We start from the raw sequence: 26,160 nt of genomic DNA, 5'->3' as shown, positions 1-26,160 counted from the left end.
TTGGCCTGATACGCGGCTCGATGCTGACGACACGCCAGCTGGACACCAGGGATTTGTCGGATGCAGAGGCCTCACCTCGCCGTCTCGGCAACCTGTAACGAGCCCGAGACACGACGGTCCGCTCCGAATTTTCGGAAGCGCCGCAAGGTGTCGTGCGTGACATTCACGAGCCAATTCCAGGAACGCTTCGAGCATGCTTCTGACGATTTGCAGCTTGCGATTCGAATGAGCATTGCAGCGAACACATTGCGGCATTCCATGATGGATAGGGCGGTGGCTAAGGCGGTTGGCTATCGGCCCGTCACAGTTCTCCTCCACCTGCGCCGGTATGAATACGGGCTGGGCACTGGCGCGGGGCGTTGGGTCGCCCCCTCAATTGGAAGAACGAGTAAAGGCAGTTACATCCCATAGTCGCCTAACCAGTTACCGCCGAAACAAAGACGGCGAGCGGGCCGCCCCGAGTGCTCCCAAACTGGCCCCGACTGACTAGATAACGTCGTCGAATAACTGTAATTCCACTTGGGAATACCGACCCTTTGGTGTGTGGCGCAGCCGATACATTGACGCGCCAGTTTTCGATGGTTGGGTTACCTTGATCTTGCTACAGTAAATTCACCGCCTTCCTCGTGAATTGCAAATGTGCGGAACGAGGCGGTCACCAAGAGATTTCCAGCATGGAGTGACATCATGGATGCCACAGACCGCAATATCCGGCCGCCGCAAGACGACAGATGGAACCAAAGGTTTCCGGTCCTGACCTCAGAACAGATTGCAAGGATGGGCCGGTACGGGTCGGCACGCAGTTTTCCTGCGGGACACGTTCTATTCCGTCAGGGTGACAGAAACATTCCCACGTATGTCGTACTAAGCGGATCTCTTGCGGTCGAGCGTGGTAACGCTGTCGATTCCCATAGTTTGGGCACTCGGGGCCCCGGTATGTTCACGGGCGATATCGGTTCGCTCGTGGGACGCGCGGCGGTTGCGACGGTCTGTGTGGAGACGGACGCCGAGTTGCTCGTGATAGAGCCAGAAGGTATGCGCACGCTTGTGATCGCCGAGGCAGATCTGAGCGAGATCATCATCCGTTCGTTCATTCTTCGACGGGTTTCGTTTATGGAAGACGAAACGTCCGGTGGCGTCGTAGTCGTCGCCTCCAAACAGACCGCGGGAGCATTGCGCCTCAGGGAGTTCCTGTCGAGGAACAGCTATCCTGCCTTGTATCTGGACGTCGACCAACACGTCGAGGCGCAGGCGCTAATGGCGCGCTTCCGAATCACCACGGACGATCTGCCCGCGGTCATCACGCCAGATACGGATGTGCTGTGTCGGCCGTCGAACCGAGAGCTTGCCGACGCGATTGGACTGAGTCCCGAGCCATTGCACGGCAGGCGCTTCGATCTGGCTGTGGTTGGTGCTGGCCCCGCAGGTTTGGCGGCCGCTGTCTACGGCGCATCCGAAGGTCTTCATGCTGTCGTGTTCGACTCAACGGCCCCAGGCGGGCAAGCGGGAACGAGTTCGAAGATCGAGAACTACTTTGGTTTTCCAACGGGAATATCAGGCAGGGCGTTGGCGGGCAGGGGGCTGGCGCAATCACGAAAATTCGGCGTGGAAGTTGCAGTGCCGGTCGCCGTTGCCGCATTGCGAACCGCAGGCAAGGACTTCCTCCTCGAAATGGACAACGGCGAATGCGTGAACGCACGCGCCGTTGTAATCGCAACTGGGGCCCGGTACAGGAAGCCGGACCTGGCCAACCTTGCGGGCTATGAAGGAAGGGGCGTGTATTACAACGCGTCGTTCACGGAGGCGACCTACTGTGCAGGTGAGGAGGTCATCGTGGTCGGCGGGGGAAACTCTGCAGGCCAAGCAGCTGTGTTTCTCTCGGGACACGCGCGGCACGTGCATATTTTGGTTCGGTCGAAAGGGCTGGCGGCAAGCATGTCGCACTACCTCATCCAGCGTATCAACGCGTCACCCCGCATCACGCTTCACGTGGAAACGGAGATCGATGCCCTAATTGGTCAAGGACGGCTAGAAGCAGTTCACTGTCGGAGTGCTCGGGGTGAGGGGCGCACCTTCGACGTTGCTCACGTCTTTCTGTTCCTTGGCGCCGAACCTTGTACTGGCTGGCTTGGTGACTGCGTCGCCCTTGATGAAAAGTCTTTTGTCCTCACTGGAGCGCAAGTGCCGGAGTCGCGCTGGAAACTTGAGCGCCCACCTCTGCCAATGGAGACCAGCTTACCAGGAGTGTTTGCGGTCGGTGATGTCCGAAGCGGTTCGGTCAAGCGGGTAGCAGCAGCGGTTGGAGAAGGTGCCGCCGGAGTGCAGGCGCTCCACCTGTATTTTGCATAGTCGGTTGGGCGAAACCGGCATCTGCGTTTGGTGGAAGGGATACTTATGTATGGATGGCAAAAAGGCGCCGCTTGGCCTAGCATCCCGAGTGGCTCGCAGTAGCGGGTTCTTTCATCACTGGTTGAGCCCGCCTATCGGCGGGCTCTTTTTTGCCAGGTAGGCGACTCAGTATGCGATATCGTAGGGATGATCACACGTTGGGTTAAGGAAGCCCAGTGCGTCCTGGAGGAATCCGACAAAGGTAGCTTGACGTCGGAAGGGGCGGTGTTCTTCGGACGCTGCCTAGGAATTCTTGCTGAACTCAGAGATGCTCAAGCTGAGCTGCAGGCGTCTGCTGGTGGTTCGAACGGGAAGCTAAGGATTGGCGCGCCCGTTGGTTTGGGGAGGGCAATATTGACTCCCCGGTGCTAGAGTTCCAGCGCCGTTGTTATGACGTCAGGATTGAGATGTTCCTGTCGGACGCCTTGGCTGGTCTTGAGGATATGGGGCTTGACTTTGCAGTTCGCATCGGCGAGTTGGTCCCGCACCGGTTGGGAAAATTCCGCCTAGGAACCACCAGATGGGTTGCTTGCGCCAGTCCGGAGTACCTTCGTCAGCGAGGCGCCCCGAGATTCCCGGACGATTTAGTAGAGCACGATTGCGTTGCTTATGTTTCTCCGGCTTCCGGGCGGCCCCATGACTGGCAATTTTCACCTGGGAAGGATTCTTGGTCGTTCAAAGTTGGGAAGACTGCTCGGCAGGTGCTGGATCATTGCGACGCGCTCGGGGATGCCGCCGTGGCCGGCGCGGGAGTCATCTATCTGCACGACTACGCGGTTAAGGTGCACCTCGACGACGGCACTTTGGTTCGAGTGCTCGAGGATTTTCACACGCCAGGAAGGTCCATTCACGCCGTCTATCCCGCTCAGCGACCCCTGTCTAAAATGAGTGAGACTCTTGTCCAGCATGTGATTTCGCGCTTGGACCGGCTTGCGGCTGGCCCGCAGAAATACCGACTGGTTTGCACGATCGGATTCCCGAATATCCGACAGCGACCGGCGCCGCCGTGTTCTAGCGGCGCCGGGGAGTTACCGTGGTTAGACTTGCGCCAGGCCGCCGTCTACGAAAAGCTCGATTCCGGCAACGTAGCTACTATCGTCGGACGCGAGGAAAAGAGCGGCGGCTGCCAGCTCCTCCGGCCGACCGACGCGGCCGAGCGGGGTTGCAGCGGCGAACTTCGCTCGAAGATCATCGGCTTCCGCAGGCGTTGATACCTGGCTTTCGATGATAGGCGTGTCGATTGCGCCGGGGCTGATTGCGTTTACCCGGATCCCCCGCCCCTTCAGCTCGATCGTCCACGTCCTCGCCAACGATCGGACGGCCGCTTTCGCCGCGCTGTAGGTATCGTGCGCGGGGATGCCCATCACGCCTGCAACGGAACTCGTGAGAATGACGCTGGCGCCATCCTTCAGCAAAGGAAGGGCCTTCTGGACGGTGAAGATCACCCCCCGAACGTTGACATCGAAGGTCCTGTCGTAGTGGTCTGGTGTGATCTCTTCAAGGGTCCGGTGTTCGATCGACCCGGAATTTGCAAAAAGGATATCGATACTGCCGCGCGTGTCGCGGACCGATGCGAAGAGCCGATCAAGGTCTTCGGCCTTGGTAACGTCCGCCTTGATGGCGGTGACATTGCGACCAATGTCCTTAGCCGCGCGGTCGAGCTCTTCCTGTCGCCGGCCAACGATGAAAACGTGGGCGCCTTCCTCGACAAAGCGCTTCGCCGTGGCCAAGCCAATGCCGCTGTTTCCGCCGGTAATGACGGCAGTCTTGTTCAGCAATCTGTTCATGGGGAACTCCTTATGGATTGTAAGGTGATTTGAAAACTTGGCTGTAGGGTAGGGTGTGCCAAGAAAATTAGGCTGCGGGGACGAGCGCCTCAACCTTACCGATTGCCGTGCCAACGGCAGGCCGATGGTGCACAGCTTCGTACCAGCGCTTCACGTTAGGCGCGTCGTCAAGCGACAGATCAGGAAACCCTCGGCGCCAGACCCAGCCGAAGTGCGCGATGTCGGCGATCGAGAATTCGTCGCCTGCGACGAACTCGCGCACCTCAAGAACGCCGTCGAGAAGGGTTAGCTGGCGCTTGGCTTCCGTAACGAATCGATGTACAGCGTGCGGAACGGGTTCGGGAGCGAGCTTCTGAAAGTAGCCGGCCTGACCGAACGCCGGGCTTAAGCCGGACGCGTGGGCGAAGAGCTGCTCAAAGGCCCTAGCCCGTCCGAGTGCATCCCGGGGGAGTAGCTTGCCGTGCTTCTCAGCCAGGTGGACCAAAATGGCCGCGGATTCGCTTAAGACGAGTGTGCGGTCGGTATCGACAAGCACAGGCACCTTGCCGTTCGGATTGAGGTCTAGGAATTCTTCGCTTTTCTGCTCTCCGGCGCGCAAATTCACGGGGTTAAGTTGATATGGAACGCCGAGTTCCTCGAGGGCGATTGGTACCTTGACGCTGTTGGGCGTGGAGAATGCGTAGACGGTGTACATAGTTGCTCCTTGCTGGGGGAGTCGCGGTGAAGCCTAGAGCCGCACCGGCGGATACTGCGATCGGGCTTGGTACAGCACTACCCGTGCCGTGCAGCCTTCTCCAGGACGGGATAGATCTCGGCAGGATCGGGACGCTGGGTGTAGTCGGGATTGACCTCTGAATAGACCACCACCCCGCTCTGGGCTATGACGTAGCGGGCCGGCATAGGCAGGGTCCAGCTAGGGTCGGCGTTAAATGCCGGGAGATCGTTCCTGAGCGTTTTATACAGTTCGATCAGGTAGTCAGGCAGGTTGAAACGCAGGCCAAATGCCGCCGCGACCTCGCTTTTTGCGTCGGTAAGTACGGGAAATCCAAGCTGATTGATCCGCACGGATTCACGGCTGTTGACGGCGGTCTGAGGCGAGATGGCGACGATGTTTGCGCCCAGGTCCTTCAAGCGCGGTAGGGCCTCATTCAAAGCCTGGAGCTCAATGTTGCCGTGCGGGCACCATACGCCCCGGTAGAAAGTCACAACGAGCGGGCCGCGGGCTAGCAGGTCGGCCGACGACATGGTGTTGCCGTCCTGATCGAGCAGTCTAAATTCGGGGGCCTGATCGCCTGCTTTGACGGCACGCGCCGCTTGACCACTGGCGATTAGCTCCGCCGTAGCGCGTTCCATAATCGGGTGCACCTCAGGAGGGACCCTGAAGGGCGGCTTTCCGGCCTTGAAGTCGGCCCTGAATGCATCGAGCTTGTCTTGCAGCGACATGATGGAGTCCTTCTGTGGCCTGTCGCCCGGAAGGGCGATAACGGGGTCCGTCTTGAGGACAATAGTCGGATATCGTGATCGAACTGGGTAGGCGCCCGGGACGCATAACAGCCATGCCTTGCGGGAATATGCTTACCTGGCGGCCCACACGATTCTCGCGATGCGCATCATTCGCCTGATCAGCCGCACGCTCGTCGAGCCGCAGCGTTGGCGACTGGATCGCTTTAACCTGGTTCGGGAAGCGGAGCGAAGTTGAGCGGACGGGGCGTGTTCGGGAAGCGAAAGACGACAGATCCTGACCAGGCACAGGTCTACGCTAAGAGAGTAATGCCAACGACAGTGAAAGGCTAGCAAAGCGACCATGCGTCGCTTTGCTGACTTGCTCGCTGAGCTTTGCCGCCAGCAAAGCGTGTCTCTCGATTCCTGGGATGTCCATATGCCCAGTGGGAATAACTGTTAGTCCCGGAAGCGCCTTCCAAGCTGCCGTTAGTCGGACTAGGCTTCCAAAGATCACATTGAATGCTGCCGGCCCATTGTGCGGGCCGCGGCGCGGTCGAGTAGTTGCTTGCAGAAAGCGGCGCAAGCTCAATGATAGGTCCGCGCAAGTGCTTTGCGCCGGGACCGCACAGTCGAGATTGCTGTCTTTGCTCCAGAGAGACGGGCGCAATGGCGAAGCAACGTGAGGAGAGCACATGGGAACAGGGAAAGCCATCAGGCGTACTGCGCTGATTACAAACGGACTGGGCTATGCCGGACTTCCGGCAGTGCACGCCCTGCTTGGCGCCGGCTTCAAGGTACTGGTGCAGGAACATCGGGCTGACGACCCGAGTGCGTGGTCGACACTTCTGAACGAGCACCCCGAGGTGGTGAAAATCACGGAATCCAACCCGCCGGCGCTAATTGAGGCGGCCTGGGAGGTGACAGGCCGGGTCGACGCGATCGTAAGCAACGATCACTTCCCTGCGCCTCAAATGCCGGCGGTGTCCGTATCCCTCGGATTCTTTCGGGACACTATCGAGGCGCTTGTCGTAGAGCCGTTCTCACTGATTCAGTCCGCCGCGCCAAGGCTGAGGAAGCAGGGCGGGGGCAACGTGATCTTCATTACTTCCTGTCGCACCCGCGCGCCGATCGGAGGTGCCACAGTCGCCGACGCCGCGAGGGCAGCCGCAAACGCAATGGTGAGATCCGTGGCGTTGGAATTCGCCGCAGAGGGAATAGCGATCAACGCGATTGCTCCAAACTTTCTCTATAGCGAAGCATATTATCCACGCTCCATTTTTGTGGAACACGCGCGCGGCAGAGAATACATCGCACAGCAAGTGCCCGCGCAGCGAATGGGGCGACCGCAAGAGATTGGGGAGGTGATCTCCTTTCTGGCGACAACCAATGCGAAGTTTTTGACAGGGGCGATCATTGATTTTGCTGGGGGATGGCCAGCAACGCCTCCTAGACCAATGGCGGTCTAGACCTTTGTTGCCACGCACGGCACGATCCGGATAGTGATGGTCGGGTTATGTCAACTGCACTGCAAATCTTTTAGCGGTCTCGGGAAAGATACTCCAAGGGAGGGCTTCCCTCCGCGACGGTTCGGAATTCGTAGAGCTTCGACGGGTCCTTGCCTTCCGTGTAGTGATTGCAGCGATTACACCAGGCGAACAGGACTGCTTCGTTGCCCGATACGCGCTAACCGTCGTAGCGGGGGCGCCGCAGTCAAAGCATGTCTTTGAGAACGGCTTTGCGTCGAATTTCTCGATGAGCACCCTCAGGTCATTGCGGAGAGCCGCGTCTTCGGCCCCCTCGAGGACAAGCTTCGCAAACGACGCGTGGGTCAAAAGGACTTCTTCAGTGGATTTTCCACTGTGCTCGCCAAAACTGATATCCATGGACTGTATTTGTTCCTGCGTGCGGTGGAGGACTGCTTCGTTCTCATGGCCGCGGTTTGCCGGCCAGCATCGCGCGGTTGCTGCCTCCGGTGTGAAGGTCAGCAGGCATGCATCGTTAGCCGACCGACGTTGGAACATGATTCCAGATTCAGGGCCGGGATGGCAATTCCGAACGGGCATAACACATAGTCCATAGGCCACGCTTCCGCCAGTGCGACCCAGCGGCTAATCTTTGACGTGTACCCCTGTATCGTGGTCCGCCGATGGCGGAGGCGAGGCCAGACGGGCCAGATTGCCTCGCACTCGGGCACGAGTTTGCGTAAGGGGAAGAGTAACGATGACATGGAGCTTGTGATGGGCGTGCGAAACAAAGTGGTGGTGGCAGGAGCGAGCGGATTGATCGGCGTTGCCGCCATCGAGTCCTTTCTGAATGCGGGCTGGGATGTGGTCGGTATTTCCCGACGCAAACCGGTGCTTCCGAGCGGTCGGGACTTCGAGTTCGTCTCGGTTGACCTGCGCGACGAGAAGGCATCGAGGGAGGCACTTTCTGGTCTCGGCGGCGTCACGCATGTCGCCTACGCCGCGATCTATGAGAACGCCAAGGATCTCGTGGGGGGCTGGTCGAATGCCGAGCAGATTGAAGTCAACAATGCGATGCTGCGCAACGTGGTGGAGCCCCTTGTGGCCGGGAAGTCGAGCCTGAAGCATGTGTCGATCCTGCAGGGCACGAAGGCGTATGGCGTCCATCTTCATCCGATCGCCGTGCCGGCGCGCGAGAGCGATCCTCGCGACGATCATGCGAATTTCTTCTTCGACCAGCAGGACTATGTCCGCGATGCGGGTGCGAAGCACGGGTTCACCTATACCGTGCTGCGGCCGCAACTGGTGACGGGTAAGACGCCGGGTGCTCTGAACGTGCTGCCGGCCATCGGCGTGTATGCGGCGATTCGGCGCGAGAAGGGCGAGCCGTTCAGCTTCCCTGGAGGCCCGGCCTTCGTATGGGAGATGGCGGATGCCGACCTGGTGGGCAAGGTGATGGCGTGGGCTGGACAAGCTCCGCAGGCGGCGAACGAGATCTTCAACATTACCAATGGAGATGTGTTCGCGTGGCGGCATGTCTGGCCCGCGCTGGCCAAGACGCTTGGCGTGGCAACGGGTCCGGATGAGCCGATGAGCGTGGCTCAGTACATTCGGGACAACGCTGATGTCTGGGCGAAGATCGTGGCCAAGCACGGTCTGGCAAGCGGGGATCTGGCGGCCTTCGTTGGTCAGGGCGACCAGCACGCGGACTTTGCGTTCGCCTATGGTGCCTCGGCCGGTCCGGTTGCCTTCGTCAGCACCATCAAGCTGCGCAAGGCTGGCTTTGGCGAGGTGGTTGACACCCGGGACGCGTTCAGCGACGCGCTGCAGTTCTTCATCGACCAGAAGCTGCTGCCGCCCGCGGTCTGACATCGGGTCGCCTGCTGCGCCACGCAGTGCGTTCCAGCGCCGGGGCGCGGGAACGGGAGTATCGGAGGGGTACCGGCGTCGGTACCCCCCTTGAATCCCAGAAGAGCAGAAGTTGGCGAGAATCCCCCACGATTGCAGATGCCCGGCGATACCGATCCCGTGATCGGCTGGCCTGGCCAGTTTCAGCAGTGCGCCGCTCGCGACTGCGCCTGCCCTTTCGCTGAAGTATCTTCTTTAGGACTCGAGACCTGAATCGGCCGGAAATTATTGGGATTCAGAGCCGTCCTCGCCGAATTCTCCCCATATAAAAAAACCCGGCGCTTAGCAGGCCGCTGAAGTACTCGCTGCAGACAGGGCAAAGCTTCCCCCTGCGCGACGCACATGCCTCGTATTTTTCATAATCCGGAAGCCGGGCGTCATTTCATCGATTTTCACGCGGTTTGATGCCCATTTTTGGCTTCCTTGCTCCCATTACAGGCCCTGCGGACGGACTTGTCCTAGCGATCACATCCGCACGAGGTTGTAAGCGGCCATGCTAAGTACAAACATCTGGTCGACCTTCTTCAAGCCGCGCACCATCACCTGACGCATGCGCCCGACCGTCTTGACCCAGCCGAAGCCCTGTTCGATCAGCTTGCGCTTCTGCTGCGAGATGGCATAGCCGACGCTGCGGGCAATCTCATCGGGCACCGCCGAGCGTCGCCCTGAAGTGTTTTGCGCCACGTGCGGAGTCACCTTCATATCAAGGCAGGCTTGAACGAACTCCTCGGCGTCGTAGCCCTTGTCCGCGCCCACGGTAACTTCGACGCCCGGCTCGTTAGCGACCTGCCGGGCGTCGTTGAGCATGGCCTTCGCGGCCTCGCGCTCAGCATATCCGTCGGCTTGGGTCACCACCGCGCTTACCACCAGGCCGTGGCGGTTGTCGCTCAAGGTGTGACCCATATAGCACAGCTCACTGGCGGTCTTGCCCTTGCGATAGAGCTTGGCGTCCGGATCAGTCTTGGACTGATGCGTCTCGTTGCTGCGCTTCTCTCCTTGGAAGCCGCCGGTGCCACCGCTGTCGCTGTCAGCGCCATCGCCGCCGTCCTTGCGTACGAAGCTCTTGTGGCCGGCCCAGGCCTTAATCATCGTGCCATCCACGCTGAAGTGCTCTCCCGACAGCAAGTTGCGCTTGTGCGCGATGGCCAGCACCTCGTTGAAGAACGTGATCACTGCATCGTGCTGGATCAGCCGTGCACGGTTCTTGGTGAACACCGTTGGCACCCAGACTGCGTCGTCCATCGACAGGCCGATGAACCATCGGAACAGCAAGTTGTACTTCGTTTTGCTCCATCAGTTGGCGTTCGGACCGGATGCTATACAGAACCTGCAGCAGCATCGCGCGCAGCAGCTTCTCCGGCGCAATGCTCGGGCGTCCGCCCTTGATATCGGCTTCGTACATGCTTGCGAACAGCCGATTCATCTTCGCCAAGGCCTGGTTGACCATGGTCAGCGGCCACTTCCATGTCGATTCTTGTTTAGCTGCGCTGCGCCCTTCGTGGCGGAGTGCTTTTCAACAGCCTGCTTCTATGATGAATCGGAAGGCAAGAATTTTTACGCAAATTGATCCAACTTCCTAATCTAGCTCGCGCTTACCGCAAGGCGTCTGTCGCTGTTGTTCACCAGTTTCAAAGTTCCCGGTCATCTTTACGTGAGATTTCGACGTCCCACCAACTTCTATCCGCTGGTATTTGCCCAGCCCAATCCTGCATGCGCGTTGCGCTAAGGCGACCTTGATGCGAGAAGCCCCATCTAGTAGTGTCGGTTGCGGTTGCAACCAGCAGGCTGCACGGGCTTGTCTACTTCGAACTGACTTGCGATAGGACGGACAGGAACAGCTAATGCGAGCGTTGCCGCCATTCCTTCAAACTGCTGCCACTTGGCCGGCTGAACGTTTTAATCCTGTGGTCTTGCTGTTTTTCAGAAGCGCTCCCTCGGGTAGGATTCCATGCGTCAGATAGCGCCACAGAGCGATGACCAGCCGTCGCGCCACCGCGACTATAGCGATGCGCTTGCCCCGCTTGTTCTGGCTATTTCCTTGGGTGCGCTGCACGTACCACTGCGCCATCGCACTGCCGGGCTGATAGCGTAACCAGAGCCACGCCATTTCAATAAGCAGAGAACGCACGCGCCGGTTGCCCTGCTTACTGATCCCCTGGTCGACCCGGCTCTGGCCGCTGTCGTACGGCTGCGGCGCCAAGCCGACACAGGCGCCCACCTGCCGGCGGTTGTCAAAGCTGCGCCAGAACAGCTCGAGCACCAGTCGAGTCGCGCCGACCGGGCCGACCGCCTTGAGCCGTTGCAGGTCGGCAATGCGTTTTTGTGCGGGTTCCGGCAATTGCCTGACCAGGTCTTTTTCCAGTGCAGCGAGTTGCTGCTGGGCTAAGGCCAAGCGCTGACACTCCCGGATCAGCCGCGCATTCAACTGCGCAGGGATTGCCGCGCCGTCGTAGCAGGAAATTTCTCCCTTTGCTAGCCGCTTTGCGATATCGCCTTCGACGTCTTGCCAGCAACCCACTGTTCGCAGCAGCTTGCGGATCCGGTCGCGGTGCTGTAGCGCTTCTTTTTGAAGTTCACCCCGGTCGCGCACCAGGTGCCGCTGGGCTTCGGTTTCAACGCCCGGTACGCGAATCACGTGCATGCGGTCATGTTCGCCGCGCAGCCAGGCGCGCAGGCACAACACCAGCTTGATCGCGTCGAGTCGGTCGGTCTTGGCCCGCCGCGCGTGCCGCTCCACCGGGATGCTGGCGGGGTCGCAGATCACTACTTCGTATCCTAGCTTCGATAGCGCCCGCTCGATCCAGAAGCCGTCCTGACCAGCCTCGTACAACACGACGGTGCGCACGGCAGGGCCAAGTCCCCATTTCGTCTTGATCTTCTCGATCGCTTGCATCGCTTCGTCCAGGCGGCATGCCGGAACTTTTGCAGCTACAGTCTGGATCGCAGGCTTCTCCCGCTTGCCGTCGTGCAGGGCGATTTTCCAGGTGCTGTTGGACAGCTCCAGGGCCACTGCCAATACATCTTCTCCGGGCATAGAATGATTGATACGGGTCGGTTGCATGACGTGCTCCAAGGTGAATGGGTCGCACCTTTACTTTAGGATCGCTTTGCGTGCGTTACCGACCCGCCTTCATTCATAGGATCTAGAAAGAGATGCAGGGGGCCAAAGGCAATCAACGCCGTTGGGTATATCACCGCCAGGGCCAGCATATTGGGGATATTGCGCCGTTGCATTATCAGGCTGGCAAGCGCGGACATACTCCCGGCAAGAACGAATAAGGCATCCCCCAGTATTCCATCGGCCGTCCACTCGCCGAGGACGGTGGCGGCGGCCCCGAGAATTCCGATTCCGCATATCACCACAAATATCGCAATCGCCTTACGCAGGGGAAGCGCGGTACCTCGCAGCCAACTCGCGCCAAGCGCGCAGGCAATGAACATGGCCGACGCGGGCGCTGTTGCCGTGTGAACGGCCGGAGCAATTCTGAGTGCCGTGAAAAGCATGGTCGCGGGCGCTGGGCCCATCAAGACGAGGAGAAGATTCCATAACTCAGAGCCCACCTTTTCGAAACAAGCAAACCTCTCAACCTCTCGGCGGAGGCGCCGTGTCGGAGATTTTTCCTGAGGAGATCGGGGGCGGAATTGCCAGGCGACGAGGCGATCGTGACCTAGGCATTTTGGCCGCGCCAGCAAGTTATTGGTTCGGCTGGAGAATCCGCTGGCGCACTTGGAGATCCCGGGGTTCCCCTGAACCGACGCTGGCGTACCGAACCGAAACCGGTTAGCGACCGCTCACAGCAGGCATCGCGTCAACCGGTTCCGGTCCGATGGTCCTGAATTAGATCGAGGACTTGCCGATAGACGCACCCCCGTCAACAAAGAGCGTCTGCCCTGTAATGAACGCAGAAACCTCCGAGAGCAAGAACTCGATTGCGGCCGCGATTTCTTCGGGCTTGCCGAAACGATTCATCGGAACAGCAGAGAGAAAGCGTCGTTCGCCGGCACTTCCTGGGGGACTGTTCTTTCGGAACAGTTCGGTCTCGATTGGCCCTGGGGCAACCGTGTTAACGGTAACCCCGGTCGTAGCGAGTTCAAGTGCCCACGATCGCGAGAAGCTGATCAAGGCCGCCTTGGCGGCAGCATAAGAGGTCCGTTCAAATGCGCCCAGGACAGTGAGACTAGAGATGTTGACCACGCGCCCCCATTTGGAGTCGAGCATGTTTGGCAACACAGCCTGCATCGCCTGCACCGCCGGGTGGAGGTTGGCGGTAAGGACGGCGTCGAGATCCTCAATCCGCACCTCGCCGATCCGTTGTGGCATCACGAGACCGACGTTGTTAACCAGCCCGTCGAAGCGAATCGCACGCGTCAGCTTCTCGAGCGTCGCGGCAGTTTCCTCGCGATCGGACAAATCGACCGACACCAACTCGCCTGGAAACGAAGCGTCAGGGTTTCGTGCGAGTCCAACCACTCGGTGCCCGTTGCGGATAAGGCGTTCCGATAATGCGCGGCCGATGCCCTTGCTCGCGCCCGTAACTAGGAAGGTACGTGATGTCATGTGCTTTGCCTCTCGCAGTGGAAGTTGCTGGTTAGATAATCGGTTGGCACAATCAAGGAAGCAAGGCGGCTTGCTCGAATAACAGCAATTCCACACCGGAATACAGGACTATCCACACTTCGTGTTGCGTTGCGACTTCTTCGGAGGAGGTGGAAGCCTACTTGAGGCGGTCTAACGCATCTCCTTATACAGAAGTCATGACTCTTCCCGCAGTGCCTGAATGGTGAGCGCGGCATCCATGGTTCGCTGCATGCCGATCCAGATCGTCTTGGCGCCGGGCTCACCATCGCTCTTGCGCCCAAGGAACCCACCCAGGGAAGCCACCAACCGAATCATCTGATTGAGTGTGACTGGTACCTTCGGGCGGGCTTTTTTGGCGAGCACGTATGCCCCCCGAATCTCGTCGGCGTCGAAGAACAGTGACGCATCCAGATCCGGGCAGGTTCTGCCCAACCGCATCAAGCGGGCAATGCGCCACGCCACCACCATATACAACGCCAAGGCCCGCTCCACGCGATCCATGTGCGATAGCTGTAGCGCTTCGACCTTGCAGCCGGTCTTCAGGACATGGAAGAACATCTCCACCTCCCATCGGGCTCGGTACCAGTCGACGAGTTCGATGACAGCATCGGCGTCCTGCGCTTCTCGGTTCGTCAACAAGCGCCAAACCACTGGCTTGATGCCAGCGGGCGCTCCGATCTCCCTGGCCTCCACACAGGTGAGCGCCGCTCCAATCGTACCCGGCAGCTGCACACGTTGTGCACGTAGCTCCTGTTTGACCTCGCGCGCTTTCTGGCCTGCACGCCCTGGCAAGATAAAGGTAATTTCCCCAAGCACCGGGCTGGCGTCAACGCTATCCCACAGCTTGCCCGCCTCAGCAAGGTTGCGGTTGTATTGGCTGCGGATCAGCCAGTCAGCCGGCTGGCCAAGTTCCTGGGCGCGCGCCATCAGCTCGGCGATGTCACCCTCGCGGTCCGTCACATACACCAGCCTTGTCTGGGGCAGCAGCGCGGCTTGCTCCGCCACCCGTTCGTACCCCTCGATCCAGCGCACGCTTTCCTTGATCCCGCTGCGGTGGCCATCGGCGTCCTTCAGTTCCCGAGCCCACATCCAGGCATCGATCACCCCCAGCGGCTCCCGGTCTGGCGTCACCGCGTAGGTCGGATGGAGATACATTCCCCGCTGGGCTTCGTAGCTCAACGGCCCCAGCCCCTCCATTTCCTGGCCATTGAAGTTCAGCTCGGTGGTGTCAGCGATGCACAGCACCACCGGAAATTGCGCGGCCCTCGCTGCAGTGCGCTCCCAATGGGGCTGCATCACGTCCCGCCAATCGATCTGCTCATTGCCCAGAAACCGATACGCCCCAATGGTTTGCGACCAGTCATCGCACGCACCGGGAATGCTCGCCGTAGGCAGGGCCGCAAACCGCTTGAGCAATTCCTTGGCGCGCCGATCCCGCCGCGGATCACCAAGATCCAGACTCTCAAATTCCTCGTCCACCCATGCCCCCGACTCGTTGCTCATTGCCGCTCGAAAATCCGAGAGTAAACGCGAGTCTGCGGATGTTTACAACCCCTTTCCCCAGAGTTTTCGCGGCATCAGCTATCCCGCCCCGCTGCGGAGGCCGTTCTACTTCTGTATAAGGAGATGGGTCTAACGGGGCGGTGGCCGGTGCCTTTCAGCGTTGTCTTATGAATTCCTCTTGGGAATGTCTGTTATTCCCGAGCGTGCACTACTCGAATCCCTGCGTCGGCCGCTAGCATTCGCCCCAACGGACTGGCATTCTGGTCTCAGACAGCCCTCACACGACTGCTTGGGCAGTGGGGAGGAGTGAGGCACGCCTCGAAATGTGAGGAATTGCCCAGGTTGCGCGTCCAATACTGCTCGAGAAGGACGTCGGGAGCGAAGACATGGAAGTCAAAGGAAAGCGAGTACTAATTACCGGCGGGTCGAGTGGGATTGGGTTCGCACTGGCCCAGGCGTTAAGTGAGCGGGGGGCAAGAGTTTTTATTACTGGGCGCCGTAGGGCGGCTCTGGACCAAGCGCTTGCCTCATTGCCGTCGGCGCAAGGCGTGACAGCCGATGTTGGAACGCAGGCTGGGCGTATCCTCAGTCTCGACGGCGTCCACGCCGCGTTCGGCGGGCTCGACATCCTGGTCAATAATGCCGGTGCCGTTCGGGCCGGTAGGTTGGAGACCCTGTCGGAGGACGAGATTGCTGCGATGGTCAATGTAGATCTCCTGGCCCCTATTCTGCTTACGCGATCCGCCATCCCTCTTTTGCGCGCGAGCGGCGATGCAGCTGTGGTAAACATCTCGTCGGGAATGGGGCTGATCGGCGCCCCTTTCTACTCGGTCTATGCTGCGGTGAAAGCAGGAATAGCGCATTTCGGCGAAGCGCTGCGCCGCGAGTTGGACGGTGAAGGCGTACATGTTCTGACTGTGTACCCTGGTGGCACTGACACCCCGATGATGAAATCAAACAACGCCGGTGCATCGCTGGGCTTTGTACTGGAGCCGGCGGCTGCAGTTGCCGCCGCGACCGTTGACGGCCTAAACGCGGGCGCGTTGAGCGTTGTGCGTGGTGGGGAGGCGCGTGCAAACATGATCTCGCTGAACCGAGCCGACCCGGCAGCGGTCGACGCGCGGTTCCGGGCAATGAAAGCTGCGTTCGAGGAGGCGGTGCGTAGTCACTCTTCCCTCTAAGAGGGGCTGCCGGCGGTGTCCGCTTGGTCTCGAGGGTCGGGCACGCCGCGCGCTGTCTATCGTTCCCAGCGGCTCCGAGAGAGCTGGCAGTGGCATCCGGCAAAGCCCGGCGAGAAGGGGATGCATTGGGCGGTCGTCTGGCGCGGGATCTTCAGTGCGGGAATGTGATCAAGTGTGCCAAGGCTTGGCTGACCGAGACACGCTCGGTCCCGGACGGTGGTCCAATAAATCCGAAAATCCACCAGCATACGGACGCGCGGCATCAGCACGTCCGGACAGGAGTCGTTCTAGTTGCTCCGGCCTCAAGTGGCAATCGGGCTCTGGGGAGGCGATCAGCTCCAAGACTTGGTTAGGCGACGCTCCGGTGCCAATCGGCACGACTTGCAGGCTACTCGCGGTGAGCCTGGCAGCGGTTTCACCGCAGCCAGTACAGCATATGAGGTCGTCGTAGGCCGAGTAGGGGTTGAGCAGGCTCGCCCACACCGTCCGGCACCTCGACGCTAGTGCGGGAAGATTGTCAGCGCTGGGCGCAGATACGAAACAGCGCACGACGTACTTGGCGCTCATTTTGTGATCGCGTGGAGGCTGCGAGTATGGTTCGGCACCGCTGCCGCGAGCGTGGCGCTGAAAATAGAGGGCGGGCCGGCACAGGAAAGCAAGTCGGCAGGAAAGATGATCGCGGGTGTTTTCATGTGAGTGGCCTCGGTTTTTAGGTTTCCTTATGGGTCCTTCACCTCGTGTCGACCATAATAGACTCGCAATGTGCCAGCGCGGTTGACATCTTAGTATGTTCTGGGAACGCGTATCGGCAGGACGCGGGTCCTGGCCCGACGCTGCTGAGGGAAACGCCGCATAGAGTGTCTGCGCAGCGTCGGGAGACTCGAGGCACGGGGAAGCGGGAATTCATACCATCGCTGCCGTCGCAAACCAAAGGCTTCGACAGAACGCGTGAGCGTCTCCCGGGCGCCTCTCGCGTTCTACTGGTGCACTCTTTGGGGACGGTCCTGTTCAGAAGAATACGATCGCCTGCCCGTTTAGTCTCGGATGAGATACGGTCGTGCCAAGGAATAGACCAGTGTTGCAGTCAAAAGCGACTAGCGAATCCCGAGCTACACAGTAGAGCCGGTTGCCCTGTCCGAAGCGTAGTCCTCGGGGGCGGTGAAAAGGGACATCGCCCGGCGGAGAGAATGGCCGAACTAGCTTCCGCCGGGCTTTTTTTCTTTTTGAAATAGTTGAGTATCTGCGCATGCCGATTCTGATATCAAGCGCCTCCGGATCCAACGGCGACGCCTATTGGAAGCTGCTTCTTGCGTTCTCAGCAAACGGTGCTTACGAAGGGATCTTCTCGAACGACTCGCGTATTGTCACGACCCCAGAGGGATGTGCGTAAGTCACGATGGCGAATTGCTCTACGTCAACAGCGGCGACGATCGGGCATTAGCCCTTGATCGCAGCGGCTCGGTTAGGCTCGACACTGGGAGAATCCCTGGACTCAACCCAGGTGGTGCGGTAATGGGTCCTGGTGGGCGCGTTTTCGCCGGCCTGCGTGGCACCAAGACAATTGGGTGGTTCGGACCGGGCCTTGACTGAGGTCCAGAGCTTTTTGCCCCCGCAGGTGTCGTTCCATATCCACGTGGATTCGTTTCGCAGCCAGTGGCGAACTCTTTCGCGCCTCTGGCATAGGTCCGGATGGTAATGGAACAAATGCGGTGGCTTGCTTCATCAACGATTCCAGCAAGGTGAAACGCCTCGTCCTGGATGAGGAGATGAGTCCGCTTGACCTCCGCGATCGGCCCAGATGGGCATATCGTGGTTTCTAGTGAATTTCCTTCTGGAGCGTCCGACGCCAGGGCAACTCTGAGGCAGTATGAGCATTGCTCCCGTAGAGCCACGAACTTAGCCAAGAGACCTTCGTTTCTAACGGGGGTCCCTTGAACAGGTTCTAATCGGATCAGGCCGATGCGCCGACGGGGTAATCTGTATAGCCCCGGGCGTCACCGCCATAAAACGTCGATCGGTCGTACTTCGCGAGAGGGATGCCGTTCCTCAGGCGGGCCGGAAGGTCGGGGTTCGAAACAAACAAGCGGCCGAAAGCCACGAGGTCGGCGCCGCCATTGGCAACGACACGCTCGGCTGTCTTTGCGGTGTAGCCGCCCGCGACGATCAGTACGCCCTTATACCAGCGGCGGATCTCGGCGGACGAAACAGCAGTCGGCTGGTCGCCAATGTCATCGATCCCACGTACGCGGGGCTCGATGACGTGCAGATATGCCAGGTCGTACTTGTTCAGATGCTCGGCAACGAACTTGAACGTAGCGTGAGGGTCGCTGTCCGACATCGTGCCATAGGTACCGCTGGGCGACAGGCGAACAGCAACTTTGTTGGCACCCCAGACAGATACAACCGCATCGAGCGTGTCAAAAAGGAGTCGCGCCCGGTTCTGGATGGATCCACCGTAGGAATCGGTACGGTGATTTGTTCCGTCCAACAGGAATTGCTCGAAGATGTAGCCGTTTGCGGCGTGCAGCTCGATTCCATCGAAGCCGGCCTCCTTCGCGAGAATTGCTCCCCGACGGAACTGTTCCACGATCTCGGGAACCTCGTCGGTTTCGAGTGCGCGCGGTAAAATCAGCTCTGCTTCGGCGATGTTGCCGTCCTTGTCTCGAATGGCGGCGTGCTCCAGGGACAGTAGGGCAGACGGGGCGACTGGAGTTACGCCCCCGGTATTCGCAGGGTGAGCTTGGCGGCCAGCATGCCACATTTGAACGAAGATCCGTGCCCCCTTTGCATGAACGGCGTCGACGACGCGCTTCCATCCTGCTATGTGCGCTTCGGTGTAAATGCCCGGGGCTTCCACGTACGCAATGCCCAGTTGCGAAACTGCCGTTGCGTCAGTGATAAGCAGACCGCCAACGGATGCCCGCTGGGAGTAGTACTCGACCATCAGGTCGCCAGGGACATTGTTGGCTTCCGTGCGCATGCGGGTAAGCGGCGCGAGAACCACGCGATGGCCAAGATCGTATCCTGCAACTGAAGTGGTGCTAAAAAGCTTTGTCATTTCCTCTACCCGAAGAATGTTTGAAGGTGAACAAATAATGGTCTGCAAACGGCCCCGGCAGTAGGGGTGGCTCGGCAATAACAGTCATTCCTTAGGGGAATGAAGCAGTCTCGGGGGCTCTACACCGCGAGGTATGCGAACGAACTGACGGCGAAGCGACGTCGCGAAGGGTGGAATTGTGTCGGGTCACCTGTGGCGTCGTGAGCTTGCGGGGACTCCGTGCGTTCAATAGAATGCGCCGGAGTATCTTTCTTCAAAACCATGAGCTCGCAAAAAGACTGGCTAAGCCGATTGCTGGACATCATGACCGTCACCGGTCGGTTGGATGTGCGATGTGCATATGGGGCACCATGGCAGGTCGCGTACGAAGAATCGACGAACGGAGAACTCTATTACCACGTGATCTTGAGCGGCGCTGCCTTGTTGGAAACGCCTGGTGCAGATGCCCCTGTTACCTTGCGAGAAGGGGACTTGGTCCTTCTGCCGCATGGATCCGCCCATGTCCTTCACGACGGGAGCGGCAAAGCAGCAATGCCAACGCGTGAACGCGAGGACACCAATGTGAAGGTCAGCGAAAACGCGGGCCTGGAAGACCGCCTGGACATGTTATGTGGGCGTTTTTTTGTCGCGCCGCCTCATGATCGGCTGGTGCGCCATTTCCTTCCCGCGGCGCTCGTCGTGAGCACACGCGAGCCGGAGGGATCGGACGAAACGCGCGCGGGCCTCGCGGATCTTATGGCGCTGATGCGGGCTGAGTCACTCGGCAATCGCCTTGGGGGCGGCGCAATGCTGAACGCATTATCGACTGCCTTGTTTGCGCTCACGATGCGTTTGGCGTCGGAGTCGGACCGGGCCCCCACTGGGCTGCTTGGGCTCGCGGGGCATCCACGTCTCGCACCTGCGATATCGGCGATATTGAACCAGCCTACATTGCCGTGGACTGTCCCTGAACTCGCGGAGCTGTGCAATATGTCGCGGGCGACGTTTATGCGCCAATTCCAACACAGTCTCGGACGCACGGCTCACGAGCTTCTCTTGGCCGTTCGTATGAGCCTAGCGGCAAACGCGCTCAAGAACCCCCTCACAAAAACCGAAGCGGTAGCGGAGGCCGTCGGCTATCAATCCGTTGCGGCGTTCCGCCGAGCATTTACGGAGCAGTTCGGGATGACGCCGGCGAGTTGGCGCCGTAAGCTCGGATCCCAATCGTCGAGCAACGAGGATCCGAGTGAGGAAGCGCCAGTAGATAACGTTGGATCCTTATAGGCGGCGCAGTCATGGCGAGGCGAGGTTGTCCGATCGGACGTGCGCCTCGCTTGCTTTTTGAGTGTCGAAAGAGGCGCTCGGGTCCCGGGTCTCTGTGACTCCCTACGGACCCCTATCGTGCGCCGCGAGCGCGCACGAATCGACACTGACGCCGTCATGCGACCACCGCCTCAAGTGTCAGAGGCATCACTGACGATTGCCGTCATGATTCCTATCGAGAATAGAAGATATTCCCAAGCCTGCCTTCATTCGCTGGCATCCCCGCGCCATACTGCTTGGAAAGCCGCGCAGCCCATTCCGTGCCGCTGGAAACCCGACGGACTGTTGGCGCCAGAACCAGTTAGCTTCAATCTTGAGCATGAGCAGGGACACCTTTCCCTTAGAAGTATTCCTAAAAGCGTTTGCGACGCTCCCCGACGGTTTGGCGTGGACGATGGAACGCGTAACGGAGTCGATGATTCGGACGCTGGCGGAGCGAGAGCTTGGCGAGAGCGTATGGCTATTTGGTGCGGGATCTTTGATGTGGAATCCGGGCATAGCGTTCGAGCAACGGCACGTCGCGATCCTAGAGGGTTACCGCAGAAGCTTCTGCCTAAGGATGATTGCCGGAAGAGGTAGCAGCGAGTTGCCGGGCCGCATGCTGGCACTCGAGCCAGGGGGCGTAACACGTGGGATCGTGTACCGCTTGCGAGAAGATCTCTTGCACGATGATTTACTCTCCGTATGGCGACGTGAGATGGTTCTTGGATCGTATACGCCGCGGTGGCTCACGGTGACCCTTGAGGACGGGTCGCGCGTCGCGGCGATTGTTTTTGTGGCGAACTCCGAGCGTCCTCATTACGAAACTAACTCTTCCGTTGATGCGGTTGCCCCCCTTATCGCCAGAGCCCGTGGTCCTGTGGGAAGTAATGCGGACTATGTATGCAGGTTGAAGCATACTTTGGACAGCGACGGCATCGTTGATTCATACGTCGACGAGTTGCATCGCGCCATTCTTCTGCATCGCTGAACATGGTGAGGGGGCATGCCACCCCGCACTCCCGTGCATCTGGATTCCTAACGTGGGCGGCTGGAGGAAAATTGTCGAGGAGCTCAAATGCGCAGGCTTCGCACGGTTAAACCCCTGCCCCGGGAGGAGGCGCTCTCGACTAGAAGACAAAGATGCACCGCTCGCGTCAGGTCGGGGGTTGTGCAAGGCGCCGGGCGCGCGGTCAGACCGCCTTGGCCGCTCGTTTCGGAGCGGAATCCGGTGGTTTAGGCGGAGCGAACACTTGTCGGGCTAATCAAAATACAATGGGTCACTTTGCAAGCTATTGGGGAATGCTTGATGGACCGATTCAGCGCGATGGAGACTTTCGTAAGCGTTGTGGAGGCGGGAACGTTCTCCGCTGCAGCTAAGCGGCTCAATTTGGGGCAGCCTGCGGTTTCAAAATCGGTTGCGCAACTCGAGGAACACCTCGGCACGCGCTTACTTTTGAGATCAACACGTGGCCTTACGACGACGGACGCAGGGCAGCGCTTTTATGAACGCGCTAAACGCGCACTCGAGGAAGCCTGCGAAGCCGAGCAAGAGGCCAGGGAGGCTTCGGCGGGTCTCAGTGGGCGGCTGCGAGTTTGCGCGGCTGTGACGTTTGCGCGACTCCATATTCTTCCCGCATTGAAAACGTTTCTGAACGATCATCCGAATCTCGAAGTTGACATTGTGCTGGACGACAGGAACATCGATTTGCTTGAAGAGGGGATCGACGTTGCACTTCGAATGGGCTCCCTAAACGACTCCAATATGACGGCCAGGCGGATCGGGAAAAGTCCGCGCCTTGTGGTTGGCACGCCTGAGTACTTCGCCGTTGCTGGCGTCCCTTCGACGCCGGCTGATCTCAGTGGTCATCAAGCAATTATTTACTCGCAGCGAGGGGGAGGGGAATCCTGGTCTTTTAGCCAAGGAAGCAGAGAGGTGTCCGTCGTCGTGTCTGGCAGGGTACGAGTAAGCGCAGCTGAAGGAATCCGGACAGCGGTTCTCAGTGACATCGGCCTGGCAGTTGCTTCAAAATGGATGTTCTCGCCGGAGCTTGCTGAAGGAAAGGTTCAAGCCGTACTGACCGATTGGGATCTACCACCGGTTGATCTATGGGCCCTGTTTCCATCGGGAAAGCTTGTGCCCTCCAAGGCGAGAGCGTTTGTGGCGTTTGTGGAGTCGGTCTTGGCCACCGATCAAGGCGCTTCTCCGTCGCCGGCTACGGTATCGCGGACGCCTTGAGTCGGCCGGCTCGCGCTTTTTAGGGGGGCGCTTGCGATGGTCTTCATAAGTGGGGAGGTCGCGAGTCATGGGAAACCGTAGAGCCGTCCAGGATTTGTCACCAAGATTCGCCTCCGCATGCCGGGGTCGGGTGCCCATTCAGCCAGCTGGTTCAACAACCGTCCGGTGTCTGGCACGCGAGTCTGGGACACGTGTGGCCAGTCGTTTCACCACAGCATGCGGTCGGTAAGCGTCCGACCAATACCGTCTGGCCGTTGAAGCGTCGATAGGATAGGCACAATAGGTCCCCACCAAGCAATAGGTGGGGACCTATGTCAGAGTCTGCTAAGGATCAGGATGGGTTACCGTAGGGAGCCAAGGCGTAAGCGGCTGGGCGAAGCCGTCTTGACAGTGTATGGCAGACACCGTCGCTGGCGTGAAGGCGAGCGCCATGATCCGAGCAGGACAACGGGCGGCCGCGGTCATGAGCTTGGTGCGCTCGGCACAGTTGAATGGACTGGCTTTGGCGATGGCCGATCCGTCTGGCACTTTTTGCCGTTGGCCGATCATCCAGGCATGCAATGCATCGTAAACGGTCAATTTACCGCACCGAACTGATCGTCGTTCGCGATTAGGGGCGAGCATGCCTGCACTGCAGCGATCATGGTCGATCGGCAGTGTCCGTAGAAGTGCGTGTGGGTCGAGCCGCATGCCTATCTGCTCCAACGTGCTCACCGGGCTGCCACAGCGCGCGGCGGACGCTGACATCAGCGACCTAATGCCGTTCAACTTCGCGAAGCGGCAAGCCCAGGCGAACGCCACCTGACGCTATGGCTGCGCGCCGGTGCTGAGCCGGCGCGCAGCTCGGATCCGCATGCGTACCTGACGGACGTGTTGACCAGCCTGCCGACCCAGCGCGCTAGCGCCATCGGTGAACTGCTGCCGCACCGTTGGACGCCTGCCGCCTGCCGTCTCCTGAAACCACCTGCACCGCAATGCGGTGGATTTCCGCCTCGGGATCAATGAGTTGGCTGCCCTGGTCGAGCAGTCGATGCAGCTTGATCCCTTGCGCGACGGATCCCGCTGCACGGCGTCCACGTCGATACCGTCCAGCAGCCAGTGCAACTGCTCGGTCGTCAGCTCGGACCCGCAGGTCAGCGTCGAGCCGGAACATCAACGCGTCCCAACGCTTCGATCATCGCCTTCACGAGCGCAACGTCCTGCCCGCCGCATTCGAGCTCGACCGTCACGCCGTTGGGCAACCGCGCCATCAGCAGCGCCGGCAGCGGCGATGGTTGGGTGGAGGCAGGCGCTTGGGCCGGCAGACGTTCCAGCGCCACCGGCGATTCCGGGACGCGCGTTACGCCGCTAACCTCGACGACCGGTACGAACGCTGGCAACGCAGATTCCGCACTATCGGCCGCAGCGGCTTCATTTGCCACTTGGTGCAGCCGGATCCACTTGCGCAACTGGTTCGTATTGATGCCGACCTTGAGCGCCATTCCCGATATCGATACCCCAGGGGCAGACACGCCTCGACCAGTTGGCGCTTATCCTTCGGGTCAAAGTCTCGCTTTCCGTTGGAGCGAACACGGATCACCCTCAGCGGCGGAACTTCACATTCGTTGTACATCATGCTTGCGTCCGCAAATCGTGGTTGCGGACGCAAGCCTGCCCACTCTCAGCCGCAAAAGCTAGGTGGGCTTAATTTCGCGCTTACAATGCATCGGCCACGGTACGCGCCTTCTCCTGACGCACGCACCGCCGCCCCTCTGGGCTGAGTGTCGCCACCTCGGGCTCAACGTCGTAGAGCATGCCGATGTACGCCAGCGCCTGACCCGCCACCTCGCTTTTATGGTTGGCATGCAGTTCGTAGAACTTGCGCCGGGCATGAGCGATGCGGCCGAGCTCGATCACGTCCGCGCCGAAGCTCGCCTCATAGCCCGCGTAGTCGGGGCGGTTGCTACGGCCGCAGCCCGATATCGCTACCGGACCGCAGCCGTTGCCTAGGCTCAGGCGAGGGCGCCGTTAGAGTAGACGTCGCGGTTGGTCACACGGGCGCCGTCGGCGTAGACGTCGCGGGCGCCGATGCCGGCAACTAGCCCGTCGCGGTTGGTCACACGGGCGCCGTCGGTGTAGACGTCACGGGTACCGATGCCGGCAACTAGGCCATCGCGGTTGGTCACACGGGCGCCGTCAGTGTAGACGTCGCGGGCGCCGATGCCGGCAACCAGGCCGTCGCGGTTGGTCACGCGGGCGCCGTCGGTGTAGACGTCACGGGTACCGATGCCGGCAACCAGGCCGTCACGGTTGGTTACGCGAGCGCCCTCCGTGAATACATCGCGGTTGCCGATGTGCGCACCTTCGCTGAAGGCATTGCCTTGGCGGGCGCCGTCGGTAAAGGCGCTTCGTTGGTCTTGCACGCGATAGGTGTACCCGTAAGCCTCGCCGGCGCTATGGCTGGCAGGGGCGGCGTGAGCCGCACCGGTCACGAAAGTGGCGGCGAGGGCGGCGGCGGTCAGGATGGTCTTGGCGTTCATGATGCTCTCCTTACTGTGGGCCGTCGATCTCGGTATGTGTTTGGATCGCGTTGGCCGATTTTGCTGCGATGCAGTCTTTTGTGACACTATCTACTAGTAGATAGATGTTCAGGGTTAAAAAAAAGACCGCCTCCGGTACTGACAAACAAATCTCTGATGCTTGGACTTTGCTGAAGGTCGTTCTGCGTTGCCATCGGTGAGTCGTCCGTGAGGCTAACTATATCTACTAGTAGATAGAATGCAAGGAAAATTTGGAAGAATTTTGGTGTCCGGTGTCGAGGTTTTGCTCTAAAGACCTAGGCGTAATTACGCAACCCGTTGAATATTATAACTTTCGTTCTCCACCCTCTTGCGGCGAATGAACAAATCTTGCCTTGCTTGGTTGGCGAGGGGATCGAAGCCTGCGGTGCCCAAAGAGGCTCCGCAGGCAATGCCCGCTTAGTTACCCGATGTCTGCGCGCCGTCGTCGGTGTCTACCTTTTGGTCTGCACAGGGCTGGAACTTTAGCTGATAAGTCGGGGATACCTTGGCGTTGCGCAAAAGGGCGGGGCCTGGTGTTGAGGGCAACTCGACGTTTGCCGTGACGGTCCGGACCGAACAGTAGAGCAGCCACCGATGTGGGTGTTCTCTATTTACTGGCTGCGTGAGCGAGCCGAAACGCGCTTGCTCCCGAGACACGCCTTCCTTCTAGTGCCTTCTAGCCGCGTCATCCGAAGTGACTGACGCGTTCTGTTTGATCCTTTTGAGCATTCAATCGAGAGTTTGCGGCCTGCCAAATATCAAGTTGGCGACGTACAGTTAGGCCTACCAA

19 protein-coding genes and 4 pseudogenes are annotated in these 26,160 nt (G+C 59.7%); 9 read left to right on the top strand and 14 right to left on the bottom strand.

Features of this window, described 5'->3' with window-relative positions:
• Window positions 1-687: 687 nt before the first annotated feature.
• The gene (locus K307_RS22185) at window positions 688-2,349 is read left to right on the top strand and encodes an FAD-dependent oxidoreductase (protein ID WP_051975098.1); all 1,662 of its coding nucleotides are present in this window, start codon (window positions 688-690) and stop codon (window positions 2,347-2,349) included.
• 404 nt (window positions 2,350-2,753) lie between these two features.
• Window positions 2,754-3,296, top strand: a pseudogene (locus tag K307_RS51125) (substrate binding domain-containing protein); the annotation flags it as partial.
• A gap of 129 nt (window positions 3,297-3,425) precedes the next feature.
• On the opposite strand, the gene K307_RS22175 reads toward K307_RS51125, so the two are convergent.
• The 3 genes from K307_RS22175 to K307_RS22165 form a co-directional block, all read right to left on the bottom strand.
• The gene (locus tag K307_RS22175) at window positions 3,426-4,175 is read right to left on the bottom strand and encodes an SDR family NAD(P)-dependent oxidoreductase (protein WP_042882842.1); all 750 of its coding nucleotides are present in this window, start codon (window positions 4,173-4,175) and stop codon (window positions 3,426-3,428) included.
• A gap of 67 nt (window positions 4,176-4,242) precedes the next feature.
• Window positions 4,243-4,869, bottom strand: coding sequence for a glutathione S-transferase family protein (locus tag K307_RS22170; protein ID WP_042882840.1), 627 nt, complete (start codon window positions 4,867-4,869; stop codon window positions 4,243-4,245).
• A gap of 77 nt (window positions 4,870-4,946) precedes the next feature.
• Window positions 4,947-5,618, bottom strand: a complete 672-nt coding sequence (locus tag K307_RS22165; RefSeq protein ID WP_042882838.1) for a peroxiredoxin-like family protein — start codon at window positions 5,616-5,618, stop codon at window positions 4,947-4,949.
• 692 nt (window positions 5,619-6,310) lie between these two features.
• Between K307_RS22165 and K307_RS22160 the strand changes: the two genes are divergently transcribed.
• Window positions 6,311-7,084, top strand: a complete 774-nt coding sequence (locus tag K307_RS22160) for an SDR family oxidoreductase (RefSeq protein WP_042882836.1) — start codon at window positions 6,311-6,313, stop codon at window positions 7,082-7,084.
• Window positions 7,085-7,843: 759 nt separating this feature from the next.
• Window positions 7,844-8,950: an SDR family oxidoreductase gene (locus K307_RS22155; protein WP_230625988.1), complete on the top strand. Its 1,107-nt coding sequence runs from the start codon at window positions 7,844-7,846 to the stop codon at window positions 8,948-8,950.
• 504 nt (window positions 8,951-9,454) lie between these two features.
• On the opposite strand, the pseudogene K307_RS22150 reads toward K307_RS22155, so the two are convergent.
• The 5 genes and pseudogenes from K307_RS22150 to K307_RS22130 form a co-directional block, all read right to left on the bottom strand.
• Window positions 9,455-10,436 (bottom strand): annotated as a pseudogene (locus K307_RS22150) (IS5 family transposase); the annotation flags it as partial.
• A 417-nt stretch (window positions 10,437-10,853) separates the two neighbouring features.
• Window positions 10,854-12,050, bottom strand: coding sequence for an IS110 family transposase (locus K307_RS22145; RefSeq protein ID WP_051975097.1), 1,197 nt, complete (start codon window positions 12,048-12,050; stop codon window positions 10,854-10,856).
• Window positions 12,051-12,085: 35 nt separating this feature from the next.
• A complete protein-coding gene (locus K307_RS22140; RefSeq protein ID WP_155301245.1) occupies window positions 12,086-12,430 on the bottom strand; it encodes a hypothetical protein in 345 nt (114 codons plus the stop codon).
• Between the two features lie 397 nt (window positions 12,431-12,827).
• Window positions 12,828-13,547 carry an SDR family oxidoreductase gene (locus tag K307_RS22135; protein ID WP_042882832.1) on the bottom strand — a complete coding sequence of 240 codons (720 nt, stop codon included), beginning with the start codon at window positions 13,545-13,547 and terminating at the stop codon, window positions 12,828-12,830.
• Window positions 13,548-13,742: 195 nt separating this feature from the next.
• Complete coding sequence (locus K307_RS22130; protein WP_042875593.1) at window positions 13,743-15,071, bottom strand: IS4 family transposase; 1,329 nt, start codon at window positions 15,069-15,071, stop codon at window positions 13,743-13,745.
• 386 nt (window positions 15,072-15,457) lie between these two features.
• Here K307_RS22130 and K307_RS22125 point away from each other — a divergent pair, with 386 nt between their 5' ends.
• Window positions 15,458-16,252 (top strand): SDR family NAD(P)-dependent oxidoreductase, encoded by a 795-nt coding sequence (locus K307_RS22125; RefSeq protein WP_042882830.1) that lies wholly within the window; start codon window positions 15,458-15,460, stop codon window positions 16,250-16,252.
• A gap of 563 nt (window positions 16,253-16,815) precedes the next feature.
• On the opposite strand, the gene K307_RS50400 is transcribed toward K307_RS22125, so the two are convergent.
• Together K307_RS50400 and K307_RS22120 are read right to left on the bottom strand one after the other, a co-directional pair.
• A complete protein-coding gene (locus K307_RS50400; protein ID WP_268989218.1) occupies window positions 16,816-16,944 on the bottom strand; it encodes a hypothetical protein in 129 nt (42 codons plus the stop codon).
• 1,259 nt (window positions 16,945-18,203) lie between these two features.
• On the bottom strand, window positions 18,204-19,310 hold the full coding sequence (locus K307_RS22120) for an alkene reductase (protein WP_042882829.1): 1,107 nt from the start codon (window positions 19,308-19,310) through the stop codon (window positions 18,204-18,206).
• 261 nt (window positions 19,311-19,571) lie between these two features.
• Here K307_RS22120 and K307_RS22115 point away from each other — a divergent pair, with 261 nt between their 5' ends.
• The 3 genes from K307_RS22115 (at window position 19,572) to K307_RS46365 (ending at window position 22,830) form a co-directional block, all read left to right on the top strand.
• Window positions 19,572-20,573, top strand: a complete 1,002-nt coding sequence (locus tag K307_RS22115; RefSeq protein ID WP_051975096.1) for a cupin domain-containing protein — start codon at window positions 19,572-19,574, stop codon at window positions 20,571-20,573.
• Window positions 20,574-20,931: 358 nt separating this feature from the next.
• Window positions 20,932-21,582, top strand: coding sequence for a gamma-glutamylcyclotransferase (locus K307_RS22110; RefSeq protein WP_042882827.1), 651 nt, complete (start codon window positions 20,932-20,934; stop codon window positions 21,580-21,582).
• 318 nt (window positions 21,583-21,900) lie between these two features.
• Window positions 21,901-22,830 (top strand): LysR family transcriptional regulator, encoded by a 930-nt coding sequence (locus K307_RS46365; RefSeq protein ID WP_080745156.1) that lies wholly within the window; start codon window positions 21,901-21,903, stop codon window positions 22,828-22,830.
• Window positions 22,831-22,895: 65 nt separating this feature from the next.
• On the opposite strand, the pseudogene K307_RS49670 reads toward K307_RS46365, so the two are convergent.
• Window positions 22,896-23,054, bottom strand: a pseudogene (locus K307_RS49670) (amidohydrolase family protein); the annotation flags it as partial.
• Window positions 23,055-23,676: 622 nt separating this feature from the next.
• On the opposite strand from K307_RS49670, the pseudogene K307_RS49665 reads away from it, so the two are divergent.
• Window positions 23,677-23,835 (top strand): annotated as a pseudogene (locus tag K307_RS49665) (transposase domain-containing protein); the annotation flags it as partial.
• Window positions 23,836-23,963: 128 nt separating this feature from the next.
• On the opposite strand, the gene K307_RS22105 reads toward K307_RS49665, so the two are convergent.
• From K307_RS22105 to K307_RS22095, 3 genes are all read right to left on the bottom strand, one after another.
• Window positions 23,964-24,311, bottom strand: a complete 348-nt coding sequence (locus K307_RS22105) for an IS66 family insertion sequence element accessory protein TnpB (protein WP_329955921.1) — start codon at window positions 24,309-24,311, stop codon at window positions 23,964-23,966.
• 214 nt (window positions 24,312-24,525) lie between these two features.
• Complete coding sequence (locus K307_RS22100; RefSeq protein WP_419187171.1) at window positions 24,526-24,792, bottom strand: IS66 family transposase; 267 nt, start codon at window positions 24,790-24,792, stop codon at window positions 24,526-24,528.
• 29 nt (window positions 24,793-24,821) lie between these two features.
• A complete protein-coding gene (locus K307_RS22095) occupies window positions 24,822-25,349 on the bottom strand; it encodes a hypothetical protein (protein ID WP_042882823.1) in 528 nt (175 codons plus the stop codon).
• Between the last annotated feature and the right edge of the window lie 811 nt (window positions 25,350-26,160).

The organism is Cupriavidus necator A5-1, from assembly GCF_000744095.1.
Taxonomy (GTDB): domain Bacteria; phylum Pseudomonadota; class Gammaproteobacteria; order Burkholderiales; family Burkholderiaceae; genus Cupriavidus; species Cupriavidus necator_A.
The sequence above is the reverse complement of the archived record's forward strand: the minus strand, read 5'-3'. Positions and strand labels throughout refer to the sequence as shown.

Coding starts and splice junctions, on each gene's coding strand:
- K307_RS22120 (WP_042882829.1), bottom strand. CDS start 19,310: ATGACAAAGCTTTTTAGCACCACTTCAGTTGCAGGATACGATCTTGGC.
- K307_RS22130 (WP_042875593.1), bottom strand. CDS start 15,071: ATGAGCAACGAGTCGGGGGCATGGGTGGACGAGGAATTTGAGAGTCTG.
- K307_RS22170 (WP_042882840.1), bottom strand. CDS start 4,869: ATGTACACCGTCTACGCATTCTCCACGCCCAACAGCGTCAAGGTACCA.
- K307_RS50400 (WP_268989218.1), bottom strand. CDS start 16,944: ATGAAAACACCCGCGATCATCTTTCCTGCCGACTTGCTTTCCTGTGCC.
- K307_RS22105 (WP_329955921.1), bottom strand. CDS start 24,311: ATGGCGCTCAAGGTCGGCATCAATACGAACCAGTTGCGCAAGTGGATC.
- K307_RS22095 (WP_042882823.1), bottom strand. CDS start 25,349: ATGAACGCCAAGACCATCCTGACCGCCGCCGCCCTCGCCGCCACTTTC.
- K307_RS22160 (WP_042882836.1), top strand. CDS start 6,311: ATGGGAACAGGGAAAGCCATCAGGCGTACTGCGCTGATTACAAACGGA.
- K307_RS22110 (WP_042882827.1), top strand. CDS start 20,932: ATGAGCAGGGACACCTTTCCCTTAGAAGTATTCCTAAAAGCGTTTGCG.
- K307_RS22185 (WP_051975098.1), top strand. CDS start 688: ATGGATGCCACAGACCGCAATATCCGGCCGCCGCAAGACGACAGATGG.
- K307_RS22135 (WP_042882832.1), bottom strand. CDS start 13,547: ATGACATCACGTACCTTCCTAGTTACGGGCGCGAGCAAGGGCATCGGC.
- K307_RS22125 (WP_042882830.1), top strand. CDS start 15,458: ATGGAAGTCAAAGGAAAGCGAGTACTAATTACCGGCGGGTCGAGTGGG.
- K307_RS22115 (WP_051975096.1), top strand. CDS start 19,572: ATGAGCTCGCAAAAAGACTGGCTAAGCCGATTGCTGGACATCATGACC.
- K307_RS22145 (WP_051975097.1), bottom strand. CDS start 12,050: ATGCAACCGACCCGTATCAATCATTCTATGCCCGGAGAAGATGTATTG.
- K307_RS22155 (WP_230625988.1), top strand. CDS start 7,844: ATGGAGCTTGTGATGGGCGTGCGAAACAAAGTGGTGGTGGCAGGAGCG.
- K307_RS46365 (WP_080745156.1), top strand. CDS start 21,901: ATGGACCGATTCAGCGCGATGGAGACTTTCGTAAGCGTTGTGGAGGCG.
- K307_RS22165 (WP_042882838.1), bottom strand. CDS start 5,618: ATGTCGCTGCAAGACAAGCTCGATGCATTCAGGGCCGACTTCAAGGCC.
- K307_RS22140 (WP_155301245.1), bottom strand. CDS start 12,430: ATGTTCATTGCCTGCGCGCTTGGCGCGAGTTGGCTGCGAGGTACCGCG.
- K307_RS22175 (WP_042882842.1), bottom strand. CDS start 4,175: ATGAACAGATTGCTGAACAAGACTGCCGTCATTACCGGCGGAAACAGC.